Origin of the sequence: Streptomyces sp. DSM 15324, assembly GCF_001514285.1 — a bacterium.
Classification (GTDB): Bacteria; Actinomycetota; Actinomycetes; order Streptomycetales; family Streptomycetaceae; genus Streptomyces.
This window is the reverse complement of record NZ_KQ949037.1, coordinates 19,713-36,005: the sequence shown is the minus strand read 5'-3', so window position 1 is coordinate 36,005 and position 16,293 is coordinate 19,713. Positions and strand designations below refer to the sequence as shown.

At 68.3% G+C, this 16,293-nt stretch carries 16 protein-coding genes; 8 read left to right on the top strand and 8 right to left on the bottom strand.

Annotated features, from left to right (window positions below; all coding sequences use genetic code 11):
- Nucleotides 1–79: 79 nt before the first annotated feature.
- Nucleotides 80–1,255, bottom strand: a complete 1,176-nt coding sequence (locus AQJ58_RS35375; RefSeq protein ID WP_067257799.1) for a saccharopine dehydrogenase NADP-binding domain-containing protein — start codon at nucleotides 1,253–1,255, stop codon at nucleotides 80–82.
- A gap of 150 nt (nucleotides 1,256–1,405) precedes the next feature.
- On the opposite strand from AQJ58_RS35375, the gene AQJ58_RS35370 reads away from it, so the two are divergent.
- Entirely contained in the window at nucleotides 1,406–1,981 is a 576-nt protein-coding gene (locus AQJ58_RS35370) for a TetR/AcrR family transcriptional regulator (protein ID WP_067257796.1), read from the top strand.
- Between the two features lie 50 nt (nucleotides 1,982–2,031).
- Here the strand turns inward: AQJ58_RS35370 and AQJ58_RS35365 are convergent, their stop codons facing one another.
- The 3 genes from AQJ58_RS35365 to AQJ58_RS35355 form a co-directional block, all read right to left on the bottom strand.
- The gene (locus AQJ58_RS35365; protein ID WP_067257794.1) at nucleotides 2,032–3,093 is read right to left on the bottom strand and encodes an LLM class flavin-dependent oxidoreductase; all 1,062 of its coding nucleotides are present in this window, start codon (nucleotides 3,091–3,093) and stop codon (nucleotides 2,032–2,034) included.
- The gene (locus AQJ58_RS35360; RefSeq protein WP_055705465.1) at nucleotides 3,093–3,626 is read right to left on the bottom strand and encodes an SRPBCC family protein; all 534 of its coding nucleotides are present in this window, start codon (nucleotides 3,624–3,626) and stop codon (nucleotides 3,093–3,095) included. The genes AQJ58_RS35365 and AQJ58_RS35360 overlap by 1 nt, the downstream gene beginning before the upstream one ends.
- A gap of 115 nt (nucleotides 3,627–3,741) precedes the next feature.
- Nucleotides 3,742–4,251 carry a winged helix-turn-helix transcriptional regulator gene (locus tag AQJ58_RS35355; RefSeq protein ID WP_234360393.1) on the bottom strand — a complete coding sequence of 170 codons (510 nt, stop codon included), beginning with the start codon at nucleotides 4,249–4,251 and terminating at the stop codon, nucleotides 3,742–3,744.
- A gap of 95 nt (nucleotides 4,252–4,346) precedes the next feature.
- Between AQJ58_RS35355 and AQJ58_RS35350 the strand changes: the two genes are divergently transcribed.
- Complete coding sequence (locus AQJ58_RS35350; RefSeq protein WP_067257791.1) at nucleotides 4,347–5,243, top strand: SDR family oxidoreductase; 897 nt, start codon at nucleotides 4,347–4,349, stop codon at nucleotides 5,241–5,243.
- Between the two features lie 48 nt (nucleotides 5,244–5,291).
- On the opposite strand, the gene AQJ58_RS35345 is transcribed toward AQJ58_RS35350, so the two are convergent.
- Nucleotides 5,292–5,975, bottom strand: a complete 684-nt coding sequence (locus AQJ58_RS35345) for a TetR/AcrR family transcriptional regulator (protein ID WP_067257788.1) — start codon at nucleotides 5,973–5,975, stop codon at nucleotides 5,292–5,294.
- Between the two features lie 211 nt (nucleotides 5,976–6,186).
- Between AQJ58_RS35345 and AQJ58_RS35340 the strand changes: the two genes are divergently transcribed.
- The 3 genes from AQJ58_RS35340 to AQJ58_RS35330 are packed head-to-tail and all read left to right on the top strand — an operon-like array spanning nucleotide 6,187 to nucleotide 9,591.
- Nucleotides 6,187–7,161: an enoyl-CoA hydratase/isomerase family protein gene (locus tag AQJ58_RS35340; RefSeq protein WP_067257785.1), complete on the top strand. Its 975-nt coding sequence runs from the start codon at nucleotides 6,187–6,189 to the stop codon at nucleotides 7,159–7,161.
- 7 nt (nucleotides 7,162–7,168) lie between these two features.
- Nucleotides 7,169–8,089: an alpha/beta hydrolase gene (locus tag AQJ58_RS35335; protein ID WP_067257782.1), complete on the top strand. Its 921-nt coding sequence runs from the start codon at nucleotides 7,169–7,171 to the stop codon at nucleotides 8,087–8,089.
- 35 nt (nucleotides 8,090–8,124) lie between these two features.
- Entirely contained in the window at nucleotides 8,125–9,591 is a 1,467-nt protein-coding gene (locus tag AQJ58_RS35330; protein WP_067257779.1) for a class I adenylate-forming enzyme family protein, read from the top strand.
- A 229-nt stretch (nucleotides 9,592–9,820) separates the two neighbouring features.
- Here the strand turns inward: AQJ58_RS35330 and AQJ58_RS35325 are convergent, their stop codons facing one another.
- Nucleotides 9,821–10,693 (bottom strand): alpha/beta fold hydrolase, encoded by an 873-nt coding sequence (locus AQJ58_RS35325; RefSeq protein WP_067257776.1) that lies wholly within the window; start codon nucleotides 10,691–10,693, stop codon nucleotides 9,821–9,823.
- Nucleotides 10,694–10,758: 65 nt separating this feature from the next.
- Here AQJ58_RS35325 and AQJ58_RS35320 point away from each other — a divergent pair, with 65 nt between their 5' ends.
- Nucleotides 10,759–11,364, top strand: a complete 606-nt coding sequence (locus tag AQJ58_RS35320; RefSeq protein WP_067257773.1) for a CGNR zinc finger domain-containing protein — start codon at nucleotides 10,759–10,761, stop codon at nucleotides 11,362–11,364.
- 34 nt (nucleotides 11,365–11,398) lie between these two features.
- Here the strand turns inward: AQJ58_RS35320 and AQJ58_RS35315 are convergent, their stop codons facing one another.
- Nucleotides 11,399–11,872: a winged helix-turn-helix transcriptional regulator gene (locus tag AQJ58_RS35315; RefSeq protein WP_031143657.1), complete on the bottom strand. Its 474-nt coding sequence runs from the start codon at nucleotides 11,870–11,872 to the stop codon at nucleotides 11,399–11,401.
- Nucleotides 11,873–12,011: 139 nt separating this feature from the next.
- On the opposite strand from AQJ58_RS35315, the gene AQJ58_RS35310 reads away from it, so the two are divergent.
- Entirely contained in the window at nucleotides 12,012–13,025 is a 1,014-nt protein-coding gene (locus tag AQJ58_RS35310; protein ID WP_067257771.1) for an NADP-dependent oxidoreductase, read from the top strand.
- A 1,606-nt stretch (nucleotides 13,026–14,631) separates the two neighbouring features.
- Here AQJ58_RS35310 and AQJ58_RS35305 read toward each other — a convergent pair.
- Nucleotides 14,632–15,471 carry an alpha/beta fold hydrolase gene (locus tag AQJ58_RS35305; RefSeq protein WP_067257768.1) on the bottom strand — a complete coding sequence of 280 codons (840 nt, stop codon included), beginning with the start codon at nucleotides 15,469–15,471 and terminating at the stop codon, nucleotides 14,632–14,634.
- Between the two features lie 68 nt (nucleotides 15,472–15,539).
- Here AQJ58_RS35305 and AQJ58_RS35300 point away from each other — a divergent pair, with 68 nt between their 5' ends.
- The gene (locus AQJ58_RS35300) at nucleotides 15,540–16,211 is read left to right on the top strand and encodes a TetR/AcrR family transcriptional regulator (RefSeq protein ID WP_234357682.1); all 672 of its coding nucleotides are present in this window, start codon (nucleotides 15,540–15,542) and stop codon (nucleotides 16,209–16,211) included.
- The last annotated feature ends 82 nt before the right edge of the window (nucleotides 16,212–16,293 follow it).

Below are 16,293 nucleotides of genomic sequence, written 5' to 3'. Positions count from 1 at the left end.
TCCCGATCGCACAACCTGTTCGTCAACTCAGTCGCTGTGGTTCAACGCCCCGATGCCGTGATCCATGCCCGCGCAGCGATCACCGACGTGCCGAGGCCCCGTCGACTTCGTGTACTCCCGCCTCGGCGGCGCCGAGCCTGAGGGTGTCGAGCCCGAAGGCCGCGACCGGACCGTGCACACCGGGCTTCAGGACGGCATCCGGCGCCGCCGCATGGACTGCACCCCACGCCAGGAGGGAGCCCGTCATCTCGTAGGGATCGGGTCCGGTGAGGGCCGTCGTGGCCAGGGGACGACCGTGGCCGTCGCGGGCGACCGCGATCACCAGGGAACGGCCGTCGGTGTCCGGCTCACGATGTGCTCCCGGGAGCCTCCCGGACCACCGCGTCAGAGCAGCCCGCACCTTCGCCGACCTCAGCAAGGGCGCCTGGAGCATGGCGGCGATCTGTACCGGACGCGTCCACCGCCCGAGCCAGCCCATCCCCACCTCGACGCTCTCCAGCCGAGGGAAGACCTCAGGCAGGCCGAGATGCTCCGTGCCCGGGACGGTTATGGCCGGGCGTCGCACACCGGCGTAGCGGAAGGTGAGGACACGCTTGGCGGCCCGCTCGTCGACCAGTCGGGAAGAGGCTCCAGGACGTGGGGAGCGGTAGGCGAACCCGTCCTCGGCCGCCGCGGCGACCAGCGTCTGGCGCGTGCCACCCGTGGTCAGGTCCCAGGAGTCGCGCAGGGTGCTCCGGTAATGCAGCTCACTCCCGCGCCCCGAACGGGTGATGAAGTAGCCGATCTCGACATGGCATGCGCGCTCGCCCGCCTGTTCCAGGGCCAGGGCGCCGGCGAGGTTGCCGGGCACGTAGTCGTAGCCGAACGCGGGCACGAGAGTCGCTCCCCGGGCGGCCGCGACGGAGTCCAGTTCAAGGAGGACCCGGCGGGCGAAGGGGCCCTCCCCCGTGGAGTCGAAGTAGCGCGCTCCCGCCCGCGCGGCGGCCGTGACCGTGGCCATGCCCAGTTGCATGAACGGCCCGATCGTGGAGACGACCACATCGCTGGGGCCCAGAAGGCGCGTGAGGCGGGCGGAAGAGGTGACGTCCACTTCCGCCACCGGCAGTTCCGCCTCGAAGCGGTCGGCCAGGGTCAGCATCTTCGTTCGGCTTCGCCCGACCAAGGTCGGCTTCTCACCTCGTGCGAGCAGTTCCCTGAGAACCCGCCGCCCCGTGTACCCCGTCGCACCCAGCAACAAGATTCTGCGCTTTTCCACGGCTACGTCTGCCTTCCGGAGGGCACTGCCACGACGACGACTGACCGACCACGAGTCATTCACTGACCCCAGGTCATTGAATATACGATGGTCAACATGAGAGGGCCAAACCGACGACAGCTGTATGCGGAGCAGACCCGGGCGGACCTGGTGGCGGCCGCGCGCAAACTCTTCGTCGACAACGGGTTCGCGGACACGTCGGTCGAGGCCATCACCGCGGCGGCGCAGGTGAGCAAGGGCACCTTCTATCACCACTTTCCGGACAAGAAGGCGATGTTCGCCGAGCTCTACACGGAGCTGCTCCAGCGGGTCGGAGCGCTCGCCGACGCGGCGTCCGAGGCGATCCGTGCGACGCCGGGCGAGCCTGCCTTGACCGCCGTGTCGAACCTCACGCACGCCTTCTTGCGGCGGACCATCGACGATCCCCTGCATCGAGAGCTGATGGCCCAGGCGCCCTCGGTGCTGGTGGAGCAGTACCGGCACATCAACGACACGGTGGCCCAGCCGCCGATCGAACGGCTCTTGACTGTCCTGGCCGAACGCGGTGAGGTGGAATCGCATGTTCCGGTCGCCATCGTCGCCCGGCTGCTGTTGGCCGTCCTGTGCGAGGGCAACCAGATCATCGCCGCCGCGGCGGACCGGGAGGACGCCCTGGCCAGGACGTTCCACACGATCACCCTGCTGATGTCGGGCCTGGCGGCGGACGGCGTCAGCGCGCACGGTTGACGTCGACCAACGCCTGCAACAGCACTCCTCGACCGCACCCGGCCGTGCCGCTACCGTGCCGCCTCGTTCTCGATGTCACGGACCAGGTCGATGGCCCGGCCGATAGTGGTGAGCCGAGCGTCGAGGGTCTCTCCGGCCGGATAGAAACGTACGGTGTCCACACCGGCGTCGCGCCACACACGCAGCCGTTGGCGCACCATGCCCTCGGTTCCGATCAGAGTGGTCGCCAGCACCATTTCGTCGGTGATCAGGCCGACCGCGCCGTCCCGGTCCCCGGCCTGCCAACGTGTCCGGACTTCGGCCGCCACCTCGGCCCAACCCTGGCGGCTGTAGGCGTTGTTGTAGAAGTTTGTGGTCGCGGAACCCATGCCGCCGAGGCTGAAGGCAAGTTCCTTCTTGCGTCCGGCCACCATCGCGCTCAGCGCGTCCTCGTCATCCGCGAAGGCGACCTCGGCGCCTTGGCAGATGTCGAGGTCGGCACGGGCGCGACCGGCGGCGGCAAGGCCCTGGTCCAGGTGGTCGAAGTACGCCTCCTTGGCGCCCTCGGGCACGAAACTGGTGCCCAGCCACCCATCGGCGATCTCACCGGTCAGGTGCAGCATCTTCGGCGAGAGAGTGGCGAGGTAGACCGGAATGTCATGCTCGGCACGCATCGACAGACGCATGGGCTTCGCCTGCCCGCCCGGCAGCGGAATCCGGAACTCCTTTCCTGAGTAGGAGACTTTGCCGCCCGCGGCGGCCTCCCGCACGATCTCGACGGTCTCCCGCATCCGCACCAGCGGCCGGGCGAAGGACACGCCGTGCAGCCCCTCGATCACCTGCGGCCCGGAGGGGCCCAGGCCGAGAAGGAAGCGCCCCTCGGAGATCTGCGACAGTGTGATCGCGGCGCGGGCGATGGCCATCGGCGTGCGGGTGCCGAGTTGGATGATTCCGGTTCCGAGGAGCATGCGCTCGGTCTTCGCCGCGAGGTAGCCCAACGGCGAGGGGGCCTCGGAGCCCCACGCCTCCGCCACCCAGCAGATGTCGAGACCGAGCTTCTCCGCCTCGGTGACATAGGCGACGATCTCCCGCCAGTCGCCCCCGGAAGCTTCGATCGTGGTGGAGGTACGCATCAGAGCCTCGCCTCGCCCGCGGGCCGGGCCCTCTCGGCCAGCTTCTTGATCTCTTCGAGGGTGATGGTCATGTTGGCCTCGAACTCCCGCATGCGCACGAAGACGATCTTCTGCTCCTTCTCCGGCATGCGATCGATGGCGAAGGAGAGGCCCGAACGGGCCGGCCCCATCTGCATCCATTCGCTCAGCAGAGTGCCACCGCCCTGCGGCTCCAACGTGAACCGCCAGATCGCCGTCGGGTTCTGCGGGTTCTCGACGGCCCAGGCAAGCAGCCTCGGCGGCTCGCACTCGACGATGTGGGAGGTGGTGGCCCACTCCCCGAGTGCCTCGTGCTTGCTCCGGCCGATGAACCGGGCTCCCAGGGCAGGGGCGGTCCTGCCGTCCAGCCATTCGACGGACTGCAGTTCGGAGCTCATACGCGGCATCAACTCGATGTCGGACACGAGCGTCCACACCTGTTCGGGCGGGGCCGCGATCCAGGTGCGGACCTCCACCGTCGGCTTGTCCGCATAGCGCGCGCCTGTCCACTCCATGTTTCCTGCAGCCTCCATGCCGATCCGAGAACTCCCATGACCTGACGTGACCAGTAAAGTTGCGTAGATGGACTCACCTGTCAAGGGAAAGCGCAGCCCCGGCAGAGCCGCTGAGTCAGCCGGCGAAACGCTCCCGCACATCCGGCCGTTCGGCCAGGTGTGGCGGATAGCCGGGGCCCATCCGAGGACTGGTGTTCTCCGCGGTCATCTGCTCACCGCAGGAAGAACACACCACCTCGGCGTGGGCTTCCTGTCCGCAGGCCTCGTGCCGCATGACTACCGGCGGGCCCTGTTCACCGGACAGCCAGCGGTCCCCCCACCGGTTCATCACCAGCAGCACACCGTAGAAGTCGCGCCCCTTCTCCGTGAGCACGTAGTCGTACCGAACCGGCTCCGTCTGGTACGGCCGTTTCTCCAGCAGCCCCTCGTCCACCAGCCGACGCAACCGGTCCGTCAATGTGTTGCGCGCGATCCCCAGTGACACCTGGAACGCGTCGAACCGCCGGATCCCGTAGAACGCCTCACGCAGCACCAACGGCGTCCACCAGTCCCCGAGCAGGTCCATGGTGCGCGCGATCGAACAGGGCCAGTGCGCAAAGGATGTCCGCCTCATGACCGTCAGCATAGGTTCGTCCAGTCGTAAGACCCAGCAGGTGGAGCGGTGACAATTCATCCGCGCGACATCTTGCGCTCAATAAATAACGAAGTTATGTTGCGGCCATGAAACGTGACTTGCTGGGCAGAAAACTGGTTGTCACCGGAGCGGCGCGCGGCATCGGCGAGAAGGTGGCCCGCCTGGCCATCGCCCGAGGCGCTCAGGTGGCCTTGATCGGACTGGAACCCGATCGGCTCCGTGACCTCGCCCGCGAGCTGGGCCCCGCCGCTTCCTGGCGTGAGGCCGATGTGCGCGACGGCACCGTCCTGCGGTCAGCGATCGACGAGGCCGCGGGGGTCATGGGCGGCATCGATCTGGTCGTCGCCAATGCCGGGGTCGTGGCGTACGGGACCGTGCGACAGACGGACGAGGCGTCGTTCGAGCGGGTCCTGGACATCAATCTGAACGGTGTCTTCCGAACCCTCAAGTACGTGACGCCCCATCTGGAGCGCAGCCGGGGACACGTACTGGTCGTGGCGTCCGCGCTGTCCTTCATGCCGCTGGCGGCGATGGCCTCCTACGGCGCCAGCAAGGCCGCGGCCGAGCTGCTCGCCCTGACCTACCGCCAGGAGGTGGCGCACCTCGGCGTCACGGTCGGCCTGGTGCACCCCTCCTGGATCGACACGGATCTCGTCCGGGGCGCCGAAGCGGACCTTCCCTCGTTCCAGGGTCTGCGCAACCGGCTTCCCTACCCGGGCAATGTCACCACGAGTGCCGACCGGGCGGCTGCCGCGATCGTCGACGGGCTCGTCCGCCGCCGCAGCCGCGTGTACGTCCCCCGCGCGGTCGTCGTGGCCAACTGGGCCAAGGCAGCGCTGAATTCGCCACTGGCCTGGCCATGGGCGAGGCGCTTCGCGGCCCGTGCCGTTCCGTCCCTCGAACGGGAGGTCGCGGCGCTGGGGAGGCATGACCAGCTCACGCCGGGCACCGGTGCCTCTGCCGCGGAGACCAAGTCGCCCTAGCCGCACATGGGTGGTCCCGCGCGGGACAGCGCCCTGCCCTACCGACTTTCACCGACCTTGAACGATTGAGTCGTACAGGCGCGCGCCCGCCTCGTGCGAGGCTTCGGCCCGTTCCCGCTCGTCGCCCAGACCGACAGAGAAGTTCACGCCCATCGGCCGCATCACCTGCACCACGGGATCCTCGAACTCGCCGAAGTGCTCGGCCAGCTCAAGGGTGACGTACCCGTGGACCAGACTCCACAACTGGGCGGCTATGACTTCAGGTTCCTGCCGCTCGGCCCTGCCCGAGTCCACGAGCCGTCGACATGCCGCGGTGATATGGACGTGGGCATCCCGGAAGGCCGGCGAATGTCCGCTCAAGCGAAGGTCCGCGTCCGACAGCGGCCGGTACGTCGCACGAGTGGACAGGCCGAACATCAGGTCGTACAGGTGAGGGTTCTCGTGGGCCACTCGGCGGCAGGTCAAAGCCATGGCGAAGAGATCCGCGATCGGATCATCCGTCACCGGCACCTGGGCGAACGCCGCGCCGAGCTCCCTGAAGCCGTGGTCGGCGACGGCCCGCATCAGTTCGGGGATCCCACCGAAATGGCCGTAGACGACCATCGTCGACAGCCCGCTCGCGGACGCCACCGTACGCGCCTTGATGGCCGACGGCCCCTGTTCGGCCAGCAGGCCGACAGCGGCTCGCACAAGCCGCTCCGGTGCGTCATCGAGCCTCGGCCGCCCTGCCATGCCTCTCGCGCCTCCACCATTGACACTCTTGAAATAACTTGGTTATGTAACTCGTCACGGCAATAGTACACATCTCGAGCGACGTGCCGTTTCGGACACGGGCGCGCCTCCCCGGACGGGCTTTCACGCACTGTCCCAGATTCCTGGCGCCGGCAGCCCCTCCCTCACTCGCTTTGCACTCCCCCATGAACCCAGCACGGGAGCAGAATCCATGCCATACAAAGACAAGGGTCATCTGGAGATCGAGGACCGCGGAGCCGTCCTTGTCGTCCGGGTCGACGGCGGCCCGCACCAGTTGTTCGGCCTCGACATCGCCCAGCAGCTGGACAAGCTGGTGACCCGGGTCGACCGCGATCCGAGCATCCGTGCCGTCGTCTTCACCGGGGCACATCCCGAGCGGTTCGTCAGCCATGCCGCGGTCCGGTGGCTGCAGGAAGAGGGCGCCGCGAGCCCGACGGTCGGCCGACGCGGTGCCGCCGCCGTCGTACGCATGGCGAAGCACGTGGACCGGTCCCGGGTCCTCGGGGCACTCATGCGCAGGACCCCGATGCGGGGTGCCCTCCAGCTGGAGCGTCTGCACACGACCTTCCTCCGGATGAACGCCAGCGGTGTCCTCTTCGTCGCCGCGCTCAACGGTTCGGCTCTCGGCCTCGGCGCCGAGTTCGCCTGGGCCTGCGATCTGCGGGTCATGGCCGACGGGGACTTCTTCATCGGCCAGCCCGAAATCCTCCTCGGCATCATCCCGGGCGGAGGCGGCACCCAGCGGCTGACCCGCCTGATCGGCACCCACCGGTCCCTGGCCGCGATCCTCGAAGGCAAGCCGTTCACGCCCGCGGAAGCGCTCGCCAACGGGGCGGTCGACAAGGTCGTACCCCAGGACAAGGTCGTCGCGCAGGCGGTCGAGCTCGCAGAGCACTTCGGCCGGCGGTCGAAGGGGTCGGTCGCGGCCGCCAAGAGGTCGGTATACCTCGGCGGCTCGATGCCCCTGGAGGACGGACTCCACGTCGAACGCGCCGAGTTCTTCACCCGAGTCATGTCGAAGGACGGCCAGGAACTGATGCTCGACTACATGAAGACGACGGACGTCACCGGCGAGCTCCCGCTCTACAACCCGGACACCTACGCCCAGGCGCTCGCCTCGGGCAGCGTGCCCGGGCACCGCTCGATGAAGACGACGCGGCGGTGAGCAGACGATGACCACTGCGCACTCCTTCACCCGCCACGACATCACCTTCCCCTCCGGCGACAGCACCTGTGCCGGATGGCTCTACCTCCCGACCGGCGTCACCTCCCCGCCCGTCGTCATCCTCGGGCACGGCCTCGGCGCCACCCGCGAGATGCGCCTGGACGCCTTCGCCGAGCGTTTCGCTCAGGCCGGCATCGCCGCCGTGGCCTTCACCTACCGGCACTTCGGCGACAGCGGCGGCCACCCGCGCCAGCTCCTGTCGATCAAGCGTCAGCTCGCCGACTGGGACGCCGCCATCGCCTACGTCAAGGCCCGCCCTGACGTCGACCGCTCCCGCATCGCGGTGTGGGGCAGCTCCTTCGGCGGAGGCCACGCCATCACCGTCGCCTCTCGGCATCCCGAACTGCGCGCGGCCGTGTCCCAGTGCCCGTTCACCGATGGTCTCGCCTCCGCGCTCGCGCTCGGCCCGGTCGCCTCGCTCAAAATGACCCCCGTGCTCGCTCGGGACATGGCGGCCAGAGTGCGCGGCAAGGCACCCGCGATGGTTCCCATCGCCTCCGCCCCCGGTTCGCCGGCCCTCATGAACGCCCCTGACGCCCTGCCCGGCTACCAGACGCTCCAGCCGCCCGGCACGACATTCCGCAACGAGGTGGCGGCACGGGTCATTCCGACCATCGCTACCTACCGGCCTGGGCGTGCCGCGAAGAAGGTCGCCATGCCGATCCTCTTCTGCGTCAGCAACACCGACTCCGTCACGCCTCCCGCCCAGACCCTCAGGTACGCGCGCACCGCACCCCGGGGAGAGATCAAGAGGTACGACGCCGGCCACTTCGACTTCTACACCGGCGAGACCTTCGAGGCCCTGGTCCGCGACCAGATCGAGTTCCTCACCCGGCAGCTGCGCCCCGCGCCGGCATCGACTCCTTGACCGGACCGCACAACACCGAGACAGGTACGCCCGCCATGAACTTCGCTTCACTGCCCGACCGCCGCGCCGCTCACGACCCCGATGGGGCAGCGGTCTCGGACGGGCGCCAGTCACTCACCAACACGCAGTTGCTGGACCGCGTCCGTGCGGCAGCGCGTCAGCTCCAGGACCTCGGCATCGGTCCCGGCGATGTCGTGGCCCTCAAGCTGACGAACCGCATCGAGTTCGTGCTGCTGTTGTTCGCCGCCTGGCGGATCGGCGCCACCATCACGCCGGTCAACCCGAGCATGACCGACGTCGAGGTGGACCGACAGGTCAAGGACTCCGGTGCGCGTCTGCTGGTGGTCGAAGACCGCGAGGCGCCCGTCACGGACGGTACTGCCGTACTCGCCGTCGGCGCACTGCACAAGGAAGGGGCGAGTTCGGATCACGCACCGCATGTGGACCCGTCCGCACTGGCTCTCCTCATATACACCAGCGGCACCACCGGGACGCCCAAGGGCGTGATGCTGGACCACGCCAACATCGACGCCATGACGGAGATGGGCCGCCTGTCCCTGGACATCGGGCCCGCCGACCGGTGCCTGCTGATCCTGCCGCTCTTCCACGTCAACGGCATCGTGGTCAGCATTCTCACGCCTCTTCTCGCGGGGGCGAGCGTCGTCATCGCGGGCCGCCGGTTCGACCCACACAGCTTCTTCGACCTCGTCGAGCAGGAGCGCCCCACCTTCTTCAGCGCCGTGCCGACGATCTACGGCATGCTCACTGCGCTCCCGGACGACATACAGCCCGACACATCGTCGCTGAGGTTCGGAGTCTGTGGCGCCGCACCTGCCTCCGCCGAGCTGCTGAACCGGTTCGAAGCCCGCTACGGGTTCCCTCTTGTCGAGGGGTACGGCCTGTCCGAAGGAACCTGCGGGTCCACCGTCAACCCCGTCGCGGGCCCGCGACGTGCCGGCACCGTGGGACTTCCCTTCCCCGGCCAGCAGATTCGGATCGTCGACGCCGAAGGTACCGAGGTGGGGCCGGGCACGGACGGTGAGGTCCTCGTGAAGGGCCCCAACGTCATGCGTGGCTACCTCGGCCGCCCTGAGGAAACGGCCAGAGTCATCGTCGACGGCTGGTTGCACACGGGCGATGTGGGTCACCTCGACGCCGAGGGCTATCTGACCCTGGTCGGGCGCTCGAAAGACATGATCATCCGTGGCGGGGAGAACATCTACCCCAAGGAGATCGAGGACGTCCTCACAGGCGACCCATCGGTGCTCGAAGCTGCCGTGATCGGCGTACCCGACGAGAAGTGGGGAGAGGTGGTCGTGGCCTACATACAGCCGCGACCAGGCCTGACCGTCGATCTGACGGCGCTGCGGGAGCTCTGTGCGCGCAACCTCACCGGCTTCAAGCGTCCGACCGAGTTCTTCGTGGTGGAGGCCATAGCGAAGAACGCGGTCGGGAAGATCGACAAGGCCTCCTTGCGCGCTGCCCACGTCGCGGTTTCCTGAGCTTCACCGCGCGCCGAGCCTGGACGCCCAGGCGGCGCATATCCGACAGCGCGGCCGCGGGGGACGCTTCGGCGGGTGTCCCGGTCTCGGCCCGGATCTGACTGCGTGGCGGCCTGACCGGAAGCAACTGGGCCGCCCCTCGGTCCGGGAGGCGGCTCGGACGACTTGCCCCGGCCGGCCAGTGAGACTGTGGACCCGCAGGGGCGCCGCTCTCGTCGTGGTGGCTGGGTCACCGACTCGCCTCGTGGGCCAGGAACGACCGCAAATGGCCCAGCAGTGCATCCGGTTGCTCTTCCGGGATGAAGTGGCCGCACTCCGGGATTTCTGCTCCGGTGACGTCGTCCGCGTAGGCGCGCCAGATCTCCAGCGTCGGCAGGCGGGAGGGCAGCCCTGCGGAACCCCAGAGCGCCAGTACCGGCATGGTGAGGCGGCGGCCCTCGGCGGCATCGATGTCGTCGAGGGCGACGTCCTGCTCCATGGCGCGGTAGTCGTCGAAACTCGCGCGCATGGCACCAGGGCGGGAGAAGGCTCGGACATATCTGTCGACCGCTTCGGGTGTCAGCCCGTGCCGGTTATAGGTCCACCGCTCGAAGAAGTACTCGAGATACCCGCGTACGTCGTGCCCCACGAGCCGCTCGGGAAGGTCCGGCTGCATCTGGAACAGCCAGTGCCAGTACCCGGAGGCGAGCGAGGCGTCCAGCCGGCGGAACATCTCCCGGGTCGGCACGATGTCGAGCACAGCCAGCCGTTCCACCTGATCGGGGCGGTCCAGCGCCCAGCGGTGCCCCACGCGAGCGCCCCGGTCGTGACCCACGACGGCGGTCGTCTCGAAACCGAGTGCTTCGACGAGGCTCGCCATGTCGGCGGCCATCCGCCGCTTGTCGTATCCGGTCGAGGGCTTGTCGCTCAGGCCGTAGCCACGCAGGTCGGGTGCCACAACGGTGTGGTCTGCGGCAAGATCCGCCAGCACCGGCTGCCAGCAGTCGGAGGTCTGCGGCCAGCCGTGGAGCAGGACGAGCAGAGGACCGGATCCCGCTCGGAGGTAGTGCAGGCGGACCCCGTCCACCTGCGTCACGCCTGTGGTCACGGTGGGCTGTCCCATGGATGCGCCTCCCCGGCATGAACTAACCCTCTTAGGGGGTTAAACCTAACGTGCAGAATGAAGGCGTGACAACGGACGACAGGTGGATCTGGGACGGCGGGCGGGTCTGTCTGGACTTCACCAACACCCTCCGCCACCGGTGGCGGCCCACGCCGGGGGAGACGCTCCGGAACCCGGGTGATCTCACCCTCTGGCTTCAGCGGGCCGGACTGCTCACACCGGGCATCCCGGATCCCGTGGATGCCGCCGTCCTGGCATCGGGCCGACGGCTGCGCGAGGCGGTCGACCGGGCCGTACTCGCGGTCTCCGACGGCCGACTGCCCTCCTCCAGCGACGTCGTGCTGCTCAACGAATCGGCAGCACAGGTGCCCCGGCCGGCGCCGCAAATCACCATCAAGGGCGGCCACTTGGAGCCCGCCGGCACCACGACCATGGCACCTGATTCCGCGACCGCGCTGGCACTGATCGCGCAGGACGCCGTAGACCTGCTCCTGTCGACCGAGATCCGGCGCGTACGCGTGTGCAGCGCGGACATGTGCGCCCTGCGCTTCCTGGACCGCTCGCCCGCCCACAACCGCCGCTGGTGCTCGATGTCCCGCTGCGGCAACCGCACCAAAGTCCGCCTCCACCAGGCCCGAGCCAGACGGAGTGAGCGCACCCCGGCGGACTGAGCCCACCCGGACTCCTGCCGCCACCGCGCTCAGCTCACTCCGCGGGCCTCAGACGAAATGCGGGGCCGGGGACACTCTCGATGTCCTCCGCCTGCACGGCGTGGCCGCGTTCGCAGCGGATCTGGGCATCGACGTGCGCACCGCATCCGCGGTGTCGCGTCAGTACGGCCGGGCCCTCCGGGTCGGCGCGGTAGCGGTCGCCCCACTGCAGGAGCCCCATCACGGCCGGGACCAGATCCACGCCCTTGGGTGTGATCACGTACTTCGGCCGACTCCGCGAACCCGGCTCCTTGTAGGTCTCGGTGGCCAGGATCCCTTCCTCGACAAGCATCCGGAGCCGGGCAGCGAGAAGGTTGCGGGGACAGCCCAGGACCCGTTCGAAGTCACTGAAGCGGGACGAGCCGTACCAGACCTCGCGCAGGATCAGGATCGTCCACTTCTCCCCCACGACCTCAAGGGTCCGGGCGATCGAGCAGTTCGACATGTCCCGGTCGAGTCGGGTGTCCATGCCGGCGTCCTGACGAGCTTCCGTCCTCGCATCCATGGGGGTGATTCTAACCCGACCTGAGTTTACTTTTCCATACTCAACAAGTAGCGTCATGACCACACGCAGACGACCGAGAAGATCACATGGAAAGGCGGCCGACATGAAGGCATTCGTCGTCGAAAAGTACGGCAAGGACGGCGTGCGCGCCGCCGAGGTACCCGAGCCCAGCGTCGGTGACCGCGATGTTCTGGTCAGGGTGAGCGCCGCGAGCATCAACCCGCTGGACAAGATGGTCCGCAACGGGGAGTTCAAACAGCTGTTGAAGTACAAGCCTCCGTTCGTGCTCGGTCATGACGTGGCCGGCGTCGTGAAGCGGGTCGGTTCCGCCGTGCGCGGCTTCGAAGTCGGCGACGAGGTCTACGCCCGTCCGCGCGACCTGCGGATCGGAGGCTTCGCGGAGTACATCGCGATCGACATGGACGACGTCGCGCCCAAGCCGGTCTCGCTCACCCCGCAGGAGGCGGCCGCGGTCCCGCTGGTGGCCCTGGCCGCCTGGCAGGTCCTCGTGGACCAGGCCCATGTGAAGCCGGGTCAGAAAGTGCTCGTCCACGCCGGTGCCGGCGGTCTCGGATCGACGGTCATCCAGCTCGCCAAACACCTCGGTGCCACCGTGGCGACGACCGCGAGCGCTCATTCCGAGAAGCTGGTCAGAAGCCTCGGTGCCGACATCGTCGTCGACTACAAGACGGAGGACTTCTCCAAGGTGCTGTCCGGCTACGACCTGGTGCTGGACGCCGTGGGCGGGGCGAACCTGGAGAAGTCGCTGACCGTGCTGAAGCCCGGCGGCCTGGCTGTGAGCGTCGTGGGCCCGCCGGACGCCGGGTTCGCCGGGCAGCTCGGCGCTCCCTCCTTCCTGGGGCTGGTCATGAACGTGCTCAGTCGCAAGATCCGCAAGCAGGCGAAGGCCCTGGGCGTTCGCTACCAGTTCTTCTTCATGCAGGCCAATGGCTCCCAGTTGCGCGAGCTCGGCGCCCTCTACGACAGCGGGAAGCTCCGCCCGGTCATCGACAGCACCTTCCCGTTCGATCAGACGCTCGAGGCGATGGCTTACGTCGAGCAGGGTCGCACCACGGCCGGCAAGGTCGTGGTCTCGATGACGCCCGACAGCAACTGAGATCAGGCCGGTCACACGGCATCCTCCTGGCATGATCACGCGGGGCCGACGGCTCGCGTGTCCCGACGCTCATGACGGACACGGGAGTTGTCCAACGGCGTCCTCTGCTCCGGCCCCGAATCCGAGGGCTGCCGGCGGCCGCAACAGTCTGCGGAGCCCCGTGCCCCGAGTGCCTTGGATTGCATCCAGGGAAGTGGTGTACGGGTTCGACCTGATCCGGGGTTTGCTCCGGCATCGGGTCGGTGCCCGCATAGATGAACGGCCATCGGCTGATCTTCGAGTTGTCGAAGCCCGAAGGACGTCAGCACGATGACCGCACCTGCCAGTGCGCCCGCACGCCCTCGCCGAGGACAACCTCGCCGCGCCGAGTCCCGATCTGCTGCGCGCGACGGGCTGAACGTTCGCCGACACGCTCATGCCCGGGACCTGCGCACATACGTGGCCTTCCTGTGGTTCACGCGACGCAGGCGGGACCGGCGTGACGCGTCCATGGACCACCGAGCGGCGTTCGAGTGGCGGCGGCGTCGTGATGAGCGTGGCCCTCGTTCGGAAAGGCGAGTTGGGACCGGGAGGTGTCCACGGTCAACGACTTACACCTGTGGGCAGGACGTCGTGAGGGCCGTTCCCATCCGTCAGCGCGCGGGCTTCGGTGTGGTCGCCGTGGCGGGACGGGGCTGGCGGCACGATGGTGCGGCAAGTGCCGGCCGCGGCACTACGCCGCCCTGGTCGACGTGCGCTTTCGGCCCCGCATCCCGGCGCCGGCCCGGCCTGCGACGCTGACGGAACCCTCCGGATCCGACGTACGTACGGAAGCCAACCTGAGCCGGCCACGGAAGGAGAACACCGACCTGCGCGCACTCTGGCTCTGTACGAGGAGGCCATCCGCCGGCCGGCTCTCGAAATCGGCGCACTGCACAGCGGCGGCACCGTTCTTCCACTGCCAACCGCAGCAGGCCCGCGCCGCCCGGGCCCTCCTGAATCCGACACCCCCCAGGCGCCTGGCGTGCGAAAGGACGTCGGGCGTGGCGCGCAGCCGACTACCGATGATCAAGGAATCACCTCCTGGACGGCGGGCGAGATCCAGAGGCGTTGCGCTGATGACCGAGCTCGGGCAGTTCGGCGGCGGCGGTCAGGCCCTGTACGACCCCGTCTCGGCGAGCGGAGCCTCAGGGACCGGTCCGGCGACTATCCCCGCCGCCCCCGGGCCGACTCGCCCAGCGGACCGGCCCGGGGCACGCTGGAAGGAGCGGCGTCGCCCACGTCGTCAAGGCCAGCAGCGAGGGCGTCGAGTGGCTCTGCCCGGATACCACGATCGAGCGGATCGCCGCCCAGTGGCTGGACCTCAGGCGCTCCTCGTCGTGGTCACCGACGGCGCGGCCGGCGCCCACGTCTTCGACGCCCGTGCGGCACGTATCAGCCGTCCCGGCCGGAGGGTCACGGCGGTGGACACCGTGGGAGCGGGCAGGGCAGCCGGGCGACGGCGCACCCCGCCTCGCTCACGGAGGATGCGCCTACCTCGGCCAGCCGCTCCGGCGGCCGGGGTCCGGCCTGCCGGATTCTCGCGCACGGACCAGGCGTCAGCGACTGCACCGAAGCCCTGCAGGCGTTACTCGTCGAGGAACTGAACGGCGTGCTTCAGAAACCGCTCGGGATACTGGAACTGCGCTCCATGCCCGGCATCGGGGTAGATCAGCAGCTGAGCGTTGGGGATGTTCTGGGCGAGGTGCCAGGAGTTGATCGAAGCGATCATCACGTCGTTCTCGCCGTTGAGGACCAGCGTCGGCTGGGTGATCGCGTTCAGGTGGGCGTAGGGGTTCTCGCCCGGCAGCGGTTCCGCGTAGGCCATAGTCGCTTCGAACTGCGCCTGTGCGACCGCGGGCGAGCTCGGCGGGTCCTGGTCGACCCGCTGGTGACGGCGCTCCCAGAAGGCCTTGCCCGCTTGCTTCGCGGCTTCCGAGCGGCCGAAGAACAGGAAGAGGAAGTCCTCCAGGGTGGGGACCGGGTTCAGGGCGTACTGAGGCACCTGGGGGTCACTTGTCGGGTCCCCGCCTCGGAGGCCGGTGCCGAGCAGGAGGAGCTTGCGCACCAGCTGGGGGTGGCGCAGCGTGACTTCCTGCGCCTGGAAACCGCCGAGCGAGAAGCCGAGCAGGTCGACCTGCTCCAGCCCCAGTGCCCGGATGACCGCGGCGATGTCGTCGGCCATGTCCTCGATCCGATTACGGGGCGTGCCCGATGACGAGGCGACGCCGCGGCCGTTGAACAGGATGACCTCACGGCCTTCCGCCAAGCCGTCGGTGAGCAGCGGGTCCCAGTTGTCCATCCCTCCACGGAAGTGCTGGACCAGGAAGATCGGGACGCCCGAGGGCTTGCCCCAGCGCCGGTAGGCGAACCGGTCGCCGTCAACCTCGATGTACTGAGTCGGTGCGGTCACATGCGTGTCACTCATGGCCTGAGCCTTTCTGGAGGGGGTGAGCAATACGATGACGATCGTAATCTAAAAAGTCAACCTCTTCGATGTCGATCGACATCTATGTATGCTGGACCGTCGAGCGCCGATCGACGAAGGGACGGCTGGACATGCGGGTCACCAAGGCACAGGCAGAGCAGAACCGTGCCCACATCGTCGCGACAGCCTCCAGGCTGTTCCGTGAGCGCGGCTATGACGGTGTCGGTGTGGCAGAGCTGATGGCGGCCGCCGGGTTCACCCACGGCGGGTTCTACAAGCACTTCCGCTCCAAGGCCGACCTGATGGCCGAAGCGTCCGCGAGCGGGCTCTCGCAGACCGTGGCACGGGCACAAGGTCTGGACCCCGCCGAGTTCGTCGAGCGCTACGTCTCGCGGGAGCATCGCGACGGGCGCAGCGACGGCTGCACCATCGCGGCCCTCGGCGGCGACGCCGCACGTCAGCCGGCGGACATCAGAACAGAGTTCGCAGCCGGGATCGAGAACCTGCTGACGGCCCTTCAGCCCCAAGGCGATACACCGGGAGATGCGGACCAGCGCGCGGCCCGCATGATGGTGATCGACATGCTCGCCCATTCGGTCGGCGCGATCATGTTGTCGCGGGCATGCCCGGACGGCTCTCCGCTGGCGGACGAGATCCTCGATGTCTGCCGCAAGGAGATTCTCGCGTCACTGGCACAGGTCAACAGCGACCAGCTGGCGGCAAGCAGTCCGGAGACCTGACCGCAGCCGACCGACGCAAGCCCAGCTCAGTACCTTGAACAGCACGAGGCCGGCTCCCAGTCGCCTCAGTGCGAACACCGGC